Here is a 15,670-nt window from a genome sequence, read left to right on the forward strand (position 1 = left end):
ACCCGTTTCAACCGACATGCTTCAGGCAGCGGCCAGGCCGAAATAACGCTGCTCCTCCTTGTCATAAGCGCCATGTGTGAGCTTTATCAATCCGGCACGGTCGATGATCGTGATCTCGCCGCGCTTGGCGTGCACCAGTCCTCGATACTCAAGCATTTGCAGGGCCGTGGTGACCCCGGGCGGTGGGCGCGAGCATGGTCGCCAGAAATTCATGCGTCGGGAGGATCTTATCTCCTTCCGCACGGTCGTGGACCATCAGCTGCCAGCGGGCCAGCCGTTCTTCGATCTTGGAGTGGCCATTGACCAGTGCCGTCCGGCATGATTGGACGAGGAACGCGTGGGCATAATCCAGCACTGAGGTGCGAAGCGACGGGCTAATCGCAGGGCGAAGGTTTTCAACCGGCAGGCGCCAGGTAGTGCTTTCCTTTCCGAGAATGACGGCAATTCCTTTCATCCCGTCATAGCCGACAATGCCGACTTCACCTTGCCGCCCGCCGGTCATGGTGGCGACCACCGACGCGATGCCCCTCTCGGGAAAATATACGTTCTTGATCGGCTGATGCGCGACCTCCAACTGGTCCTTGATGCCCGGTTCGACGTGATGCAGCGATGGTCGCAAAAGCGCGAAGTCCTGCGGGGTGAGGGCTTCAGCACCTGGTCGCGAAAGAGGGATCGGGCAAGGCTCTCTTCCAACGGGGCAAGAGCGCGTACGTCTTACTGTCGGCTGCACCGAAGTAAATGCCGGCCGATGCCAAAGCATAGGCTTCGAAACGCGCGATTGCAAAGCCCTGTCGGGGCAGTGCAGTCATGCTAGAAGTCGCGCCGCCTACGATAGGCAGCGGATGACATGATTCCCTTCTGCGGCGGCCACCAAGAACGGCTCGGGCACGCTTTAATCGTTCATACACAAGCTCGCAGGAATGTAAGCAGCGGAACAATCGGGTGATTCGTACCGCCCTGCCCTTTCAGAGATCAAGTCATTGGACGTCAATTCGGCTGGAACGCCTCGTCGAACGGCCCAGGAAAATGCAGCCGGATGAGCAATGGTGGTTCACCTTATGTGCGGTCCCGGATATGCGGTCCGGCGGCTCATCTCCCAATAGCTTGTCGATGGGGAAGTGGAACTCGTCATGTCGCCGCGAACCGTCACCGCGCTAGCGGGGCTCTTTTGAAGACGCCGGTGTTTTTCTTTGTGGAACTGAATCTGTGAGGTGATTGATGCATGAATCAAACATTTGCGTATTTCCGCTGCATCGGCGACGTATATTGGTCGAAAGTATCGCCCAGGCCCTCGAGACCAAGAACGGCGAGGCGGCGAGTGCGTTCTGGCGCTGTGCTGCCAAGAAAATGCTCATTCAATTGTCCGATGTAGGAATTGCGCCAGAGCTCGCTGCGCAGGAGGTTGGAAGCCTTCTTCATGCGGTCTTGGACGACATGGCCAACCGAACGGTAATGCACAAAGCATAGGCTCGGGCGCTGTTGGACCGCGCGTCAGCTCGGGTCCTTATCAGGGGACTGCTCCGACTGGCCGACGGTCCGGCCAAACCGGCATACCGGCAAAGGTTTGAGGTTGCGATCGCTCACGGCGGCCGGTCCAATATTCTAAGACGACCTCAGAAGCCACGTTGGCTTCTTTGGACGAAGCGGAGGGGCGCCATTTTGGCGTGCTCACGCTGGACTGCGGGTTGCGCCTACGGAAATCCAAAGTCCGGCCGCGCGAGCCAATCGACCGGAACAGTCGAAAGCTCGTGGGGGCGGGTCCGCTCACCCTCACGGCGGCGGTGGCGGCCGTGAGCAGACTTAACTCAAGTCACGGCTGAGCATCCGCAGGCGCTATGCCGATTGGATGAGAACTGGTTGCCACAACACCGGCCCGTTGAGGCGTCCCCTCCAGCGGATGCGCAAGAGACTGGCGTAGGAAATATCGAGGAAGCCGGCGACTGCCTCGGTGTTGCCGACCTGCTTGGGCTGTCCGATACGTGACAACGGCCAGGTGGCGAGACGAAGGATCCTTTCGATGCGCGTATCTGTCACCGTTACGATCCCGGAGAGATTGTTGGCCAAGCCGAATTCGATGATCCCCGCGAAGAGCTCGTAGGTTGCTTGGGCCAGGCCGCCAGCTGCCTTCGGCGCTGTCGCAGGGAGATCGAGCGCGAAACGACTACTCTCCCAGATATCGGCACTCGCAGGGACCACCATCTCATCCAGCAGCGTCGGAAACGTATCGCGCAACATTGTCGGTCCGGTGGTCGGCAAAAGGCGGACGCAGCCGCAAGTTCGCCAATCGGACCCCTTGAGAAGCAGGTAGACGGGGTTCAGGCTGTCAAACGGGTCCGTTTCCATTTCGCCTTCGGTCTGCACTTCCCAATCGAGCCGCTTCTTGAAAACCCGATACCTAAGTCCGTGCATTTCCTTGAGTTCGCTCGCAAACTCGGCGTAGCAGTCGGGTGTTATCAGCTGCATCATTGTCGTCTCCGTGCGGGATGTGTCCACGCAATCGAAGGGCAAAGCCGTCATGAATGCAGCCTGTAGACCTTTACAGCTAGACTTGGAGAGGATCAGGATCTCGCCCGAGCAGCCATCCGCACTACGGCCTGGTTGATGGTTCGCACGCCAAGCTTCGCCTTGGCGTTTTCCTGATGGAAGGTCACGGTGCGTTTCGAGACACCGAGAATCTGGCTGATATCCCAGGCCGACTTGCCGCACGCCGCCCATTTCAGGCACTCGAACTCCCGCCGGGTGAGCGTTATGCCATCTACCACGCAATCTTCGGCGAGCCTGCGCCGGGCATGGATATGAACGTTGATCGCAACCAGTTGCATTGCTTTTTCGTAGCGCGTCAGCGACCTCAGAAATGGCGGATGCGCCTCGTTGGAGGCGAAGGTCAGTGCGGCGAACCGGCCGCGATGATCATGCATCGACATGGTCAGTCCGCCGCGAATGCCGAACTCAGCTGCTTTTTCCAGGACTTCCTGCTGAGAGGTCGGCAAATAACGGTGATCGCGGTCCACACCCCAGTCGAAGGTATCCCAGCCCCGCAGTCCCCGCAGGATCACGGGATCCACGCTGTGGTAGCGCTGTTGCAGGTAATGTGATGTCCATGATGATGGATAATTCGAGATCAATCGCGGCCTGTCGCCGGAAGCGGATGGGTAGGTGAAATAAGCGAAGAGCGGAAAGTCGAACCCGGCTGCGGCGGACGCCATTGCCTCATGGAGATCGACGGCATCGACGCTTGCAGAGAGTTGCTCGACCAAGGTTTCAAATACGCGATGCATCTGCGCTTAGCGTACCTCGCGGAGGTTGCTGGAAGCCGACGGAGACGTGGTTCTAAATGATGGCCTGTCCCTGCAGGGCATACGACGCGCCGCCGTCATCACCGCAATTGCTGTGCTGCTTCCGATTGGAGAGAGCTCCGCCCACCTGACCAACTACCGATGGGTGATATTGCGACGTTATCGATGAGCCGCGTGTCGCCAAGCCAAGCCGCAGCAAGCAAGCGTGCCGGTCGGTCAAGGCTTGCTAACGATTGCAGGTCTGTTTCTCCGCGCAGCTCCAGGTATTCGAGCTCGCGATAGCCGGCAGCCAGAATTGCTGCACGCGCTTCATCAAGCGTAGGCAGGATGGGGGAGCCGCGTGCAAGCCGCTCGGCCGTATCGAGCAGGACCGATGCTAGTTTTGGGGCAATGGCGCGTTGGGCTGGGGAGAGCCGCACGTTACGCGACGATAGCGCAAGACCATCGGCTTCGCGGACTGTCGGACAGGGCACAATAGTGATCGGAATGTCGAGATCCCGGACCAAGCGCCTGACAAGCTGAAGTTGCTGAAAATCCTTTTCGCCAAAAAAGGCGAAGTCAGCGCCGGCCTGCAGGAAGAGCTTGGCCACGACCGTCGCCACGCCATTGAAATGGCCGGGCCGGAATGCGCCGCAAAGGCATTCGCTGATGCCGGACACTGAAACGGCCGTGGCGAAGCCCACCTGGTACATTTCCTCTGTGTCCGGCACATAGAGCAGATGCGTGCCCAGCAGAGCGAGCTTGGCAGCATCGTCGCTTTCCGTCCGAGGGTAGGCAATCAGGTCGGCGGGGCTGTTGAACTGCTTGGGGTTTACGAACAGCGTCACGATCACCCGCTCGGCCCTTTCGAGCGCCTTCCGCACGAGGCTCAGATGCCCGTCGTGCAAGGCTCCCATGGTCGGCACAATACCGATCGTGGCACCCGAGCGACGCCATTGCGCAACGACGCCGCGCAGCTCGCTCACGGTTCGAGCGATCGGCACGCTCATGTGAAGTCACCGGCCTTCAAGGCGTTGACATAGAGATGTTCGACCGCCGGAAAGTGCCGGTTCCGCACATCGGTGGCGTAAGCGGCGATTGCCGCCTCAGCCTGCTCACCGAGCTCGGCATAGCGTTTGACGAACTTCGGCCGAAATGAGGTGAAGAGCCCGAGCATATCGTGGCTCACCAGAATCTGGCCGTCGCAAGCTGGCGAGGCACCGATGCCGATTGTGGGTATGTCGATATCGGCGGTTATCTGCCGTGCAAGCTGCTCCGGTATCTTTTCCAGCACCAAGGAGAAGGCGCCCGCTTCGGTTACCGCCCTGGCGTCGCGCCTGATCCGCTCTGCATCGGCTCCCCGGCCCTGCACACGATAGCCTCCAAACGTGTTTACCGCCTGCGGCGTCAGGCCCACATGGGCCATGACAGGTACGCCGCGCGCGGTAAGGAAGCGGATGGTTTCCGAGATGGTCTCGCCGCCCTCGATCTTTACCGCTGAACAACCGGTCTCACCCATCACGCGCGCAGCGTTGCCGAAAGCGTGCTCTGGGCTTTCCTCGTAGGAACCGAAGGGCAGGTCGACGACCATCAGCGCGTGTTCAAGGCCGCGGCGAACGGCCTGTCCGTGCATGATCATCATGTCGAGCGTGACCCCCAGCGTCGACGACAGGCCGTGCAGCACCATGCCGACGCTGTCGCCGACAAGAACGATGTCGCAGTGGCGATCGAGCAGCCTCGCGACCGGCGTGGTGTAGGCCGTCAAGCATACAAGTGGCGTCTGGCCTTTTCGCGATCGAATATCTGGAGGAGTCATCCCTTTTATCTCACCAGCCGCGCTCAACCGAGGCCCCTTCCCTTACGTTACCAACAGCGGGTGTCGCGTTTGGCATATTTTTGTGCGACTGCGAAGAGCTAAAAACAGCGCTTGAGTACTCTGGTGTTGACGTGCTGGCTTCCAAGGTTACATTCAATCGATTAAGGCGCTCCGTTGGGCCAACCCGCTTTCGCAAACATGGATCCTCAGACAAGAAGAACCAAGAAAGGCAAAGCCGCCGTCAAAGCTGACGAAGCCAAAGTGGACCTGACTGCCGTCGTGGTCGCCGTAAACGACAGTGAGCCCTGTGTCCTCACAGTCGGTCATGCGGACACCCTCCCTTCTGGACCTTTTGCCCTTGAGCATCGATCACTGCAGTCGGGTTTGAGGGGGTGGGTGGAGCAGCAGACCGGCCATGCACTTGGATACATCGAGCAACTCTACACCTTCGCCGATCGCGATCGCATCGGCACTGAGCGCCACCAGCGCGTCATCTCAATCAGCTATCTCGCATTGACCAGGAAGGAACAGGCAACGAACTCGGCCGCGTGCGGCTGGCAAAGTTGGTACGAATATTTTCCCTGGGAGGACCACCGCTTCGGCACGCCGCCTGTGCTGCTCGATAGATTGCGGCCCCGCCTGATTGAGTGGGCCGGCGGCGCCAGCGAGCCGACCACTCAACGCGAGCGCCGGCAGCGCGCTGCGATAGCCTTCGGCTTCGACGACCGCCATTGGAACGAGGAACTCACGCTCCAACGCTACGAGTTGCTCTATGAAGCTGGTCTGATTGAGGAGGCCGGTGGCGGCAGGGACGCGATTGCGGCCGCGGCTGGCAAACCAATGGTCGCTGACCACCGTCGTATTCTGGCAACCGGGATCGCGCGGCTGCGTTCGAAGATCAAATACCGGCCGGTCGTGTTCGAGCTTATGCGGCCTTCCTTCACGCTGCTGCAACTGCAGCGAACCGTGGAAGCTTTGGCTGGCAGGCTGATCAACAAGCCGAACTTCCGGAGATTGGTCGAGCAGCAGGAACTTGTTGAGGAGACCGGGGAGACCTCCCTCGACACGGGCGGCCGACCGGCGAAGCTTTATCGCTTCCGGCATGCCGTCCTCGACGACAGGGCTATCGCCGGGACAAAATTACCGCTGGCGCGGGCTTGACATACTTATAGTCAAGGTAGATATATTCCCTTATTGTCAAACCGAATATAATCGAGGCGCCAATGACTGGGGCGTTACCTATGGCTGCGTCCCTGTATGAGCGTGTCCGGCGGGTGATCCCACCCGTTGAATGGCTCGCGTTCGCCGGCGATATTGAAGCCATCTTAGCGCTGAAGCGTGAGCGCAATGCGGTGGTGCTGGCGCACAATTACCAGACGCCCGAAATTTTTCATTGCGTGGCAGACATCGTCGGCGACAGCCTGGCGTTGGCCCACAAGGCGGTGACGGTCGACGCCGACATCATCGTGGTTGCCGGCGTTCATTTCATGGCCGAGACGGCAAAACTGCTCAATCCGAACAAGACCGTGCTCATCCCGGATCTCCGCGCCGGCTGCTCGCTGGCCGAATCGATCACGGCAAACGACGTGCGGCTAATGCGGCTGCGGTATCCGGGGGTCCCCGTTGTTACTTACGTCAACACTTCCGCCGCCGTAAAAGCGGAGTCCGACATCTGCTGCACGTCCGGCAACGCCAAGGCGGTGGTGGAATCGCTTGGCGTGGCGCGTGTGCTGATGCTCCCGGACGAATATCTGGCGAGGAACGTGGCAGCCGATACAGACGTCGAGATCATCGCCTGGAAAGGCCATTGCGAGGTGCATGAGCGCTTCACCGCAGCAGACATCCGGGAACTGCGCGATGCCCATCCAGGCGTCATCGTGCTGGCCCATCCAGAATGCCCACCAGACGTTGTCGCGGAGGCGGAGTTCTCCGGCTCGACCGCGGCGATGTCGGATTATGTCGAGCGTGAGAAACCGACGCGTGTCGTCCTTCTGACCGAATGTTCGATGAGCGACAACGTCGCGGTCGCGCATCCCGACGTCGAGTTCGTTCGCCCATGCAATCTGTGCCCGCACATGAAGCGCATCAACCTGGCCAACATTCGCGCCGCACTCGAGCAGAACCGGCATGAGGTCCGGATTGATCCCGAAATTGCCGGCCCCGCCCGCCGCGCGGTCGAGCGCATGCTTTCCCTATGAGTCTGGAGGTTCGCGACATCGCCGGGGCGCCGGTCGTCATCGGCGGCGGCATTGCCGGCCTGATGACGGCGCTTCATCTGGCGCCGGAACCGGTCGTGCTTTTGACCAACGCGCCGCTTGGAACCGGAGCCTGCAGTGAACTTGCCCAGGGCGGTCTTGCGGCAAGTCTCGGGGGCGACGACGGCCCAGATTTTCACCTTTGCGACACGATAGCTGCCGGCGACGGACTCTGCGATGAGGCCACGGTGCGGCGAGTGGTACGAGCTGCACCCGAAGCGATTAGGACGATCCAAAGGTTCGGCGTCGACTTCGACCAGCACCCTGACCGCGCGTTGCGACTTGGGCTCGAGGCGGCACACTCGCGACGGCGAATTGTGCATGCAGCCGGCGACGCCACCGGTCGCGAGTTGGTGCGCGCGCTCGTCGCCGCGGTTCGGCGTACAGCCTCGATCACCATTATCGAAAATGTGGAGGTCCGCCGGCTGGTCGTGCAGGACGGGTCGGTCATCGCCGTGGTCGCAGCAGGACGAGCCGGCGCGCTCGCTCTGCCCACGCGTCGCGCGGTGCTGGCGACCGGCGGCGTCGGCGGGCTGTTTTGCGACACGACAAACCCCGCTGGCTCATGGGGTCACGGGCTGGCGCTCGCCGCATGGGCGGGGGCGGAACTCGCCGACTTGGAATTCATACAGTTCCATCCAACTGCGCTCGACGGTCCGCGCCGGCCGATGCCGCTGGTGAGCGAAGCCGTGCGTGGCGAAGGCGCGGTGCTCATCGATGAGCGAGGAGAGCGCTTCCTCGCCGACACACCTGGCGGTGAACTTGCGCCTCGCGACGTCGTAGCGCGCGCCATTTGGCACCAGCTTGCCGTTGGACGCCGCGTATTCCTGGACGCACGGCAAAGTCTCGGCCCGAGATTTGGCAAGCGTTTTCCAGGCATCGCCGAATTGTGCCGGAGCGCAGGAATCGACCCCGCGACCGACCTGATCCCGGTGCGCCCGGCGGCACATTATCACATGGGCGGCGTCGCCGTAGACAGCGCCGGCCGCAGCTCCATCGAGGGATTGTGGGCCTGCGGTGAGGTGGCCTGTACCGGCCTGCACGGCGCCAACCGCCTGGCCAGCAACTCGCTCACCGAAGCGGCGGTCACCGCGAGCTGGGTTGCCGAAAGCGTTGCCGGCACGTCGTATACCCGGCGACCGCGCAGATGCTCCACATTCGTCCCTCCACGACCAGACGCTTCCGTGGTCCGCCCGATTGTCTCCGCCGCCCTGGGTATCATCCGCGACGGCGAGGCAATGCGCGAAGCGGTGGCGACCCTGCTGCCGATCGCAGCCAATAGTGTCGCTGCCTCTGGTCCGGCTTTGGTCTCACTGATGATCGCCGCGGCGGCCCTGAGGCGGGAAGAGAGTCGAGGCGCGCACTGTCGGTCCGATTTCCCGCTCCACGATGCCAACGTGCGCCCATCACGGCTGACACTGCACAGCGCAATGCGGGCCGCGGCCGCACTCGATTGCCGGGCTACCATACGGAGCACTTGATATGACTTCATTCTCCCCCCTCCCCGCGACCCTGATCGAACCGATTGTGCGCGTTGCGCTCCTCGAAGACCTGGGCAGATCCGGCGACCTGACCACCGATGCGGTTATCCCGTATGATTGCACTGCCACGTTGGTGCTCAAAGCGAGGCAGGCGGGCGTCGTTGCCGGGCTCGATCTGGTCTCGTATGCCTTCCTTCTCGTGGAACCGGCGATCAACATCCAGATCTGGCGCCCTGATGGCAGCGAGGTTGGGGCCGGGGAAACCATTGCAAGATTGTCCGGACCCGCACGAGGCCTGCTCACGGCCGAACGCACGGCCCTCAATTTCTTATGCCGGCTGAGCGGCATTGCCACTGCCACAGCGGCCATGGTTGAGGCCGTGCGCGGTCACAAGGCGAGGATTGTATCGACGCGAAAGACGACGCCCGGGCTGCGGGCATTGGAGAAATACGCCGTGCGCGTCGGCGGCGGTGCCAATCACCGGTTCGGCCTCGATGACGGCGTGCTCATAAAGGACAACCACATCGCGATCGCCGGCGATATCCGCACAGCAATAGAGCGGGCGCGCGCCGCAGCAGGGCATATGGTGAAGGTCGAGGTCGAGGTCGACACGCTGAAGCAGCTCGATGCAGCGCTCGCGATTGGTGTTGACGCGGTGCTGCTCGACAATATGTCGGTCGAGGATCTTGCCCGCGCGGTTTCTATAGTGGATGGCCGTACGATCACCGAGGCGTCCGGTCGGGTGATGCCGAAAACGGCGGCGGCGATTGCGGCGACCGGTGTCGATCTCATCTCCATGGGTTGGCTGACGCACAGCGCCCCGATCCTCGACATCGGCCTGGACATGCCGGACCACCAGAACATCTGCAAGCACTTGAACTGAGGATTACGGCGTGAGGAGCAACATCAGCTCGGCAGGCGTAGGAGGTGCTGGAAAGACGTGCCGCAGCTCGCCTTTAGCGAGTGCGCCCCAAAGCCAAGAAGGCGTACCGGACTAGCAAACAAAGGTTTGACGATGACGATTGGAATGAACTCGGAGTTCGACGTGAACCAGACCATGCAATCGGTCGATGGAACGCCTCCGCGATGGAACCGCAAAGAGGCCGAGGCCATCTACGGCATGCCATTCAACGATCTGCTGTTCCTAGCTCAGACGATCCACCGCCAGAACTTCGATCGAAACCGAGTGCAGCTGTCGCGGCTCCTTAGCATCAAGACCGGCGGGTGCCCCGAAGATTGCGGCTATTGCAGCCAGTCTGCGCATTACGAAACCGGTGTGAAGGCGTCGAAGCTGGTGGACGTCAAGCATGTCATCGACGAAGCGGCCATGGCGCGTGATGGCGGCGCAACGCGCTATTGCATGGGCGCGGCGTGGCGAAGTCCCAAGGAGCGCGACATGGAGGTTGTGGTCGCCATGATTGAGGGCGTCAAGGCCCTCGGCATGGAGACCTGCATGACGCTCGGCATGCTCGATCTTGAGCAAGCTGCTCGCCTGAAGCAGGCCGGTCTCGACTACTATAACCACAACATCGATACCTCTGAGCGCTACTATGGCGAGGTTATTTCAACCAGGACTTTTGCCGACCGGCTGGAAACGCTTGGGCACGTGCGCGCGGTTGGGATGAAAGTCTGCTGCGGCGGCATTGTCGGGATGGGAGAAGAAAAGACCGATCGCATCGACATGCTGGTCACGCTCGCGAACCTGCCCGAGCCGCCGGAAAGCGTGCCGATCAACATGCTTATTCCCATCGAAGGCACGCCGCTTGCCGCGGCCGACGCCATCGATCCGATCGATTTCGTCCGCATCGTTGCGCTCGCGCGGGTGATGATGCCGAAATCCTATGTAAGGCTGTCCGCCGGCAGGACGGCGATGAGCGACGAAACGCAGGCGCTGTGCTTCTTTGCCGGGGCCAATTCGATCTTTGTCGGCGACACGCTGCTGACGGCGGGAAATCCCGGCGAGGACAAGGATACCCTTCTGTTCCGGCGCCTCGGCATTGAGCCTATGGAACTCGCCACGCAATGAAGGAGGCAATTCTTGCCCGCTATGACGCAACCTTGCGGGGACTGGGGCGCAAGGACCGGTTGCGGACGCTCGCACCGCGCGCCGGGCTCGACTTCTCGTCGAACGACTATATCGGACTTGCCGCCTCCAAAAGACTGGGCGATGCGGTTTCGACGGCGATTGCGCGGGGCACGCCAGTGGGCGCCACCGGATCGCGGCTGTTGCGCGGCAATGCACCGGAACATGAGCAACTGGAGGCGGACGCAGCGGCATTTTTCGGAGCCGAGCGTGCACTGTTCTTCGGCAGCGGCTATATCGCCAACTTCGCTCTGCTGACGGCCCTGCCGCAGAAAGGCGACCTGCTGGTCCTCGACGAGCTCGCTCATGCCAGCATGCATGAGGGTGCCCAGGCCGGGCGCGCTGAGTTCAAGCTGGCCGCGCACAACGACGTCGACGCTGTCGAGGACGCAATCACCCGCTGGCGCGCCGAAGGCGGCATGGGGCGGGTGTGGATCGCCTTCGAAAGCCTTTACAGCATGGATGGCGACCGTGCGCCGATGGAGAGCCTGGTCGCGCTGGCTGATCGGTACCAGGCATTCATCGTCGTCGATGAAGCGCATGCCACCGGCGTCTGGGGACCGGACGGCCGGGGACTGGCCGCCGCGTATGAAGGCCGCGACAACATCGTCACGCTCCACACATGCGGCAAGGCGCTTGGCGCATCCGGCGCGCTCGTTACCGGACCGCGAACACTGTGCGACTATCTTATCAACCGGTGCCGGCCATTCATCTATGCGACCGCACCATCGCCGCTGATGGCAGTCGCGGCACGTGAGGCGCTGACTATTCTGTCTGACGAGCCTATGCGTCGTGCTCAGTTGCACGAGCGTGTCGCTTTCGCGAGCCGGCAATTGGCCGAACGCTGCGGCGTGATGCCCAGCGGTTCGCAGATCCAGCCGCTTGTGATCGGCGATAACAGCCGCACCATGGCGGTGGCGGCAGGACTGCAGGCACGCGGCTTCGACATACGCGGCATTCGCCCGCCGACAGTGCCTGAGGGTACGTCGCGCCTGCGCATTTCGCTGACTCTCAACGTCGACGAAGCCGACATTTCCGCCATGGTCGAGGCTCTCGTCGGAGTGTTGGCCACAGCATGACCAAACGCATCGTCGTCACCGGAACAGACACTGGAATTGGCAAGACAGTGTTTTCGGCCGGACTTGCCGGGCTGCTCGACGGCTTCTACTGGAAGCCGGTGCAATCGGGCCTCAACGAGGAGACCGACAGCGAGGTCGTCGCCCGGCTTTCCGGCTTGCCCGACGGACGCGTGCTGCCCGAAGTCTATCGACTGACGATGCCGCTGTCGCCGCATCGATCAGCCGAAATCGACGGCGTCGCGATCGAGGCCGACGATCTTTCATTTCCGGTCCTGCCGACACCGCTCGTCATCGAAGGCGCCGGCGGGCTGATGGTGCCGCTCAATCGACAGACAAGGTTCATTGACATATTCGAACAATGGCGGCTGCCGGTCATACTGTGCGCCCGCACCGCGCTTGGCACCATCAATCATACGCTGTTGTCGATCGAGGCCCTGAGAGCCCGCTCCATCCCGCTCATCGGCATTGCCTTCATTGGCGAAGAGGTGGCCGATACACAAAGGACAATCGTGGAATTCGGCGGCGTGCCGCAGCTGGGCAGGCTGCCGCACCTCGGTCCGCTGACGGGTGAAACGTTGAGAGATGCAATGATTTCCGGCTTCGACCTGGCCATGATTGCCGGAGGCGACTGATGGCGGAGTCTCGAGTCTGGCATCCGTTCACGCAGCACGCGCTAGAGCCCTCGGTCCCTGAAATCGTGCTGACTGAAGGCGCCTATCTCCACAAGGCCGACGGCTTCCGCATCCTCGATGCGATTTCTTCCTGGTGGGTCGTCACCCATGGCCATCGCCACCCCCGCATCATGAAGGCCATCGAGACGACCGCGTCGAGCCTCGACCAGATCATCTTCGCGGGCTTCACCCACGAGCCGGCCGAACGGCTGGCCGAGGCGCTTATCGGCATCGCACCCGCCGGCCTCGACCGGGTGTTCTATTCCGACAGTGGCTCCACCTCAGTCGAAGTCGCGCTGAAGATGGCGCTCGGCTATTTCCGCAACATCGGCGCGCCGCGTTCGCGCATCGCCGTCATGGAGCACAGCTATCATGGCGACACGATCGGGGCGATGAGCGTCGGCGCCCGCGGCGTCTTCAACGCCGCCTATGATCCTTTGCTGTTCGAGGTCGACGCCATCCCCTTCCCGGCCGCCGGGCGCGAGCAGGAAACGCTGGATCGGTTCGAGGCCGTTAGCCGCGACCGGCGCGCAGCCGCGCTGATCGTCGAGCCGCTGGTGCTTGGCGCCGGCGGCATGCTGATGTATCCGGCCTGGGTTCTTGCCGAATTGAAGAGGATCGCCGAAGCCTCCGGCACGCTGCTGATCGCCGATGAAGTGATGACCGGCTGGGGGCGCACCGGAACCATGTTTGCCTGCGAACAGGCGTCCGTCTCGCCCGACATCTTGTGCACCTCGAAAGGTCTGACCGGTGGTACCATCCCGCTGGCCGCCACGATCGCCACCGATGCCATCTTCCACGCTCACTTTTCGGAGGATCGCAAGAAGACGTTTTTCCATTCGAGCTCCTACACCGCCAATCCGATCGCCTGCGCGGCAGCACTTGCCAATGTCGAGATCTGGCGTGACGAGCCGGTGGCCGAGCGGATCGCGGTCTTGAGCGCGAGGCAGGCCGCCGGGCTGCAACGCTTCCGGGTCAATCCATATTTCACCGACTGCCGGACAACCGGCACCATCGCGGCACTCGACCTACGCACCGGCTCAGCCGGTTATCTGGCCGAGATCGGGCCAAAACTGCGCGCTTTTTTCCTTGAGCGGGGGCTACTTGTGCGCCCGCTCGGCAATGTCCTCTATCTTCTACCGCCCTATTGCATCACCAGCGACGAATTGGGCGGGCTCTATGACGCGATAGAGGAGGCCGGCGAACGCTTCGGCTCGCGGCCATGAACCTATCGTCGCGCGTTCTCGGCTTCGGCCATCATGCGCCGGCGCGCAAGGTCGAGAACCCGGAAATCGAAGACCGGCTCGGGCTTGAGCCCGGCTGGATCGAGCGGCGCACCGGAATTCGCTCGCGCTTCTGGGCAACAGACGAAGACACGCTGTCGGGCCTTGCCGCCTCTGCCGGCGACATGGCGCTGACCAATGCCGGTATCGACCGCGGCGACGTCGGTCTACTCTTGCTCGCCACGTCGACGCCCGATCACCTTCTGCCGCCAAGCGCGCCGCTGGTCGCACATCGGCTGGGGCTAGGCCGCGCCGGAGCGATCGACCTGACCGGCGCCTGCGCCGGCTTCATCTATGCGCTGATGTTCGCCGACGGGTTCACCCGCCTGCACGGCAAAGCGAGCCTTGTCATCGCCGCCAACATCCTCAGCCACCGCATCAATTTGGCCGAGCGCGCCAGCGCCGTGCTGTTTGCCGATGCCGCCGGCGCCATGGTGATCAGTCCTTGCGATGACCCGGATCGAGGCATTCTCGGCGCTTCGGTGGATTCCGACGGCTCGCGCTACGGGCTAATCCAGATTCCCGCCGGGGGAAGCAACACTCCGTTCCATGCCGACCTCGACCTCGCGCAGACACGGATGACGATCACTGACGGCCGTGAAGTATTCAGCAAGGCCGTGGAGATGATGACCGCCTGCTCGAGAGATGCGCTCACTGCTGCCCGACTGAGGCCGCAAGACCTCGATCGTTTCGTGCCGCATCAGGCCAATGCGCGCATTTTCGACGCGGTCGGCAGGAACCTCGGCATCGCTGATCACTCGATCGTCAAGACGATCGCCGAATATGGCAACTCTTCCGCCGCGACGATCCCGCTCTCATTGTCGCTGGCCCATCGGGCGCAGCCGTTTCGGCCTGGCGAGAAAGTCCTCTTGGCGGCAGCGGGTGCGGGTCTCAGCGGCGGCGCGCTTGTGGTGGGAATTTAGCAAAGCAATGCTTGCGCACAGGACTGCTCATGAATGAGACTATGAGAATGGCTCAATACGTAAATAGTCGCCGGCAAGCTCCATAGAGCTGGGTTCCGTGCGGTGCTCCGCGATGTCTAAGTATCGACCCGCTTGCTCAAATCGCAGCGCTCATCGAAGGCCAGCAATACCTCATGCAGAGCGAAAATCCTCAACCGCCCGTTTCAAAGACGCTCGCCCCATTTCGAAACAAGGTGTTTCGCTCAATTTGGGCGGCCACCCAGATTTCCAGCCTCGGTTGGCTAGTGCAAACGGTCGCCATCAGTTGGCTTATGGCAACGATTTCAGCGTCCGACCTCATGGTGGCACTCGTCCAGGCCGCATCCACATTGCCGGTGTTCTTCCTCTCAGTTTTCGCCGGAGCCATTGCCGACAACTTCAGCCGCCGGTGGGTGATGTTTGCGGGACACTGCCTGATAGCATCGGCGTCGACGACGCTGATGATTTCTGTGGGTCTGGGATTTGTCAGTCCTTGGCTGATTCTCGGGTTAGGTTTCCTGGCCGGCTGCGGCTTTGCCTTGAATGATCCGGCTTGGCACGCTTCGGTCGGCGATATCCTTCACAAACGCGACATTCCGGCCGCAGTGACGCTTATGTCCGTCGGATACAACATTGTGCGCAGCGTTGGTCCGGCCTTGGGGGGCGTGATCCTGGCCGTCTTTGGGCCGCTGGCCGCTTTCGCCTTGGCTGCGGTGAGTGATCTGGCGCCCATAAGCGCGATATGGCGCACCAAATGGGAGGTCCGCTCTTCGCCTCTCCCTCGTG

Annotated in this window: 17 protein-coding genes; 11 read left to right on the top strand and 6 right to left on the bottom strand. The window is 61.9% G+C overall.

Annotated elements, in window-relative coordinates; genetic code table 11:
• Positions 1-21 precede the first annotated feature (21 nt).
• Both EOA28_RS40835 and EOA28_RS02750 read right to left on the bottom strand, forming a co-directional pair.
• Complete coding sequence (locus EOA28_RS40835; protein ID WP_256754986.1) at positions 22-156, bottom strand: hypothetical protein; 135 nt, start codon at positions 154-156, stop codon at positions 22-24.
• Positions 149-619 carry a hypothetical protein gene (locus EOA28_RS02750; protein ID WP_245454734.1) on the bottom strand — a complete coding sequence of 157 codons (471 nt, stop codon included), beginning with the start codon at positions 617-619 and terminating at the stop codon, positions 149-151. The genes EOA28_RS40835 and EOA28_RS02750 overlap by 8 nt, the downstream gene beginning before the upstream one ends.
• A 599-nt stretch (positions 620-1,218) precedes the next feature.
• Here EOA28_RS02750 and EOA28_RS39970 point away from each other — a divergent pair.
• Complete coding sequence (locus EOA28_RS39970; RefSeq protein ID WP_063169245.1) at positions 1,219-1,467, top strand: DUF6074 family protein; 249 nt, start codon at positions 1,219-1,221, stop codon at positions 1,465-1,467.
• 366 nt (positions 1,468-1,833) lie between these two features.
• Here EOA28_RS39970 and EOA28_RS02760 read toward each other — a convergent pair whose 3' ends face one another.
• The 4 genes from EOA28_RS02760 to panB all read right to left on the bottom strand — a co-directional run bounded on the left by EOA28_RS02760 (position 1,834) and on the right by panB (position 5,118).
• Complete coding sequence (locus EOA28_RS02760) at positions 1,834-2,466, bottom strand: acyl-homoserine-lactone synthase (protein WP_126057769.1); 633 nt, start codon at positions 2,464-2,466, stop codon at positions 1,834-1,836.
• Between the two features lie 92 nt (positions 2,467-2,558).
• On the bottom strand, positions 2,559-3,278 hold the full coding sequence (locus tag EOA28_RS02765) for a LuxR family transcriptional regulator (protein ID WP_126057768.1): 720 nt from the start codon (positions 3,276-3,278) through the stop codon (positions 2,559-2,561).
• Between the two features lie 98 nt (positions 3,279-3,376).
• The gene (gene panC / locus EOA28_RS02770; protein WP_024505565.1) at positions 3,377-4,285 is read right to left on the bottom strand and encodes a pantoate--beta-alanine ligase; all 909 of its coding nucleotides are present in this window, start codon (positions 4,283-4,285) and stop codon (positions 3,377-3,379) included.
• The gene (gene panB, locus EOA28_RS02775; protein ID WP_126063927.1) at positions 4,282-5,118 is read right to left on the bottom strand and encodes a 3-methyl-2-oxobutanoate hydroxymethyltransferase; all 837 of its coding nucleotides are present in this window, start codon (positions 5,116-5,118) and stop codon (positions 4,282-4,284) included. The genes panC and panB overlap by 4 nt, the downstream gene beginning before the upstream one ends.
• Positions 5,119-5,289: 171 nt before the next feature.
• Here panB and EOA28_RS02780 point away from each other — a divergent pair, with 171 nt between their 5' ends.
• The 10 genes from EOA28_RS02780 to EOA28_RS02825 form a co-directional block, all read left to right on the top strand.
• Positions 5,290-6,252, top strand: a complete 963-nt coding sequence (locus tag EOA28_RS02780) for a hypothetical protein (protein WP_126063926.1) — start codon at positions 5,290-5,292, stop codon at positions 6,250-6,252.
• Positions 6,253-6,314: 62 nt separating this feature from the next.
• Entirely contained in the window at positions 6,315-7,289 is a 975-nt protein-coding gene (gene nadA, locus EOA28_RS02785; RefSeq protein ID WP_126063925.1) for a quinolinate synthase NadA, read from the top strand.
• A complete protein-coding gene (locus tag EOA28_RS02790; RefSeq protein WP_024505569.1) occupies positions 7,286-8,827 on the top strand; it encodes an L-aspartate oxidase in 1,542 nt (513 codons plus the stop codon). Before nadA ends, EOA28_RS02790 begins: the two co-directional genes overlap by 4 nt.
• Position 8,828: 1 nt before the next feature.
• On the top strand, positions 8,829-9,710 hold the full coding sequence (gene nadC, locus EOA28_RS02795) for a carboxylating nicotinate-nucleotide diphosphorylase (RefSeq protein ID WP_024505570.1): 882 nt from the start codon (positions 8,829-8,831) through the stop codon (positions 9,708-9,710).
• Positions 9,711-9,884: 174 nt separating this feature from the next.
• The gene (gene bioB / locus EOA28_RS02800; protein WP_245454882.1) at positions 9,885-10,853 is read left to right on the top strand and encodes a biotin synthase BioB; all 969 of its coding nucleotides are present in this window, start codon (positions 9,885-9,887) and stop codon (positions 10,851-10,853) included.
• Positions 10,850-11,989 carry an 8-amino-7-oxononanoate synthase gene (locus tag EOA28_RS02805; RefSeq protein WP_024505572.1) on the top strand — a complete coding sequence of 380 codons (1,140 nt, stop codon included), beginning with the start codon at positions 10,850-10,852 and terminating at the stop codon, positions 11,987-11,989. Before bioB ends, EOA28_RS02805 begins: the two co-directional genes overlap by 4 nt.
• The gene (gene bioD, locus EOA28_RS02810) at positions 11,986-12,621 is read left to right on the top strand and encodes a dethiobiotin synthase (RefSeq protein WP_063169254.1); all 636 of its coding nucleotides are present in this window, start codon (positions 11,986-11,988) and stop codon (positions 12,619-12,621) included. The genes EOA28_RS02805 and bioD overlap by 4 nt, the downstream gene beginning before the upstream one ends.
• Positions 12,621-13,886, top strand: coding sequence for an adenosylmethionine--8-amino-7-oxononanoate transaminase (locus tag EOA28_RS02815; RefSeq protein ID WP_126080683.1), 1,266 nt, complete (start codon positions 12,621-12,623; stop codon positions 13,884-13,886). The genes bioD and EOA28_RS02815 overlap by 1 nt, the downstream gene beginning before the upstream one ends.
• Positions 13,883-14,866, top strand: a complete 984-nt coding sequence (locus EOA28_RS02820; protein WP_126063924.1) for a beta-ketoacyl-ACP synthase III — start codon at positions 13,883-13,885, stop codon at positions 14,864-14,866. Before EOA28_RS02815 ends, EOA28_RS02820 begins: the two co-directional genes overlap by 4 nt.
• A gap of 173 nt (positions 14,867-15,039) precedes the next feature.
• On the top strand, positions 15,040-15,670 hold a 631-nt coding region (locus tag EOA28_RS02825), incomplete at its 3' end, for an MFS transporter (RefSeq protein WP_128314554.1).

This window comes from Mesorhizobium sp. M2A.F.Ca.ET.067.02.1.1, assembly GCF_004023285.1.
GTDB lineage: Bacteria > Pseudomonadota > Alphaproteobacteria > Rhizobiales > Rhizobiaceae > Mesorhizobium.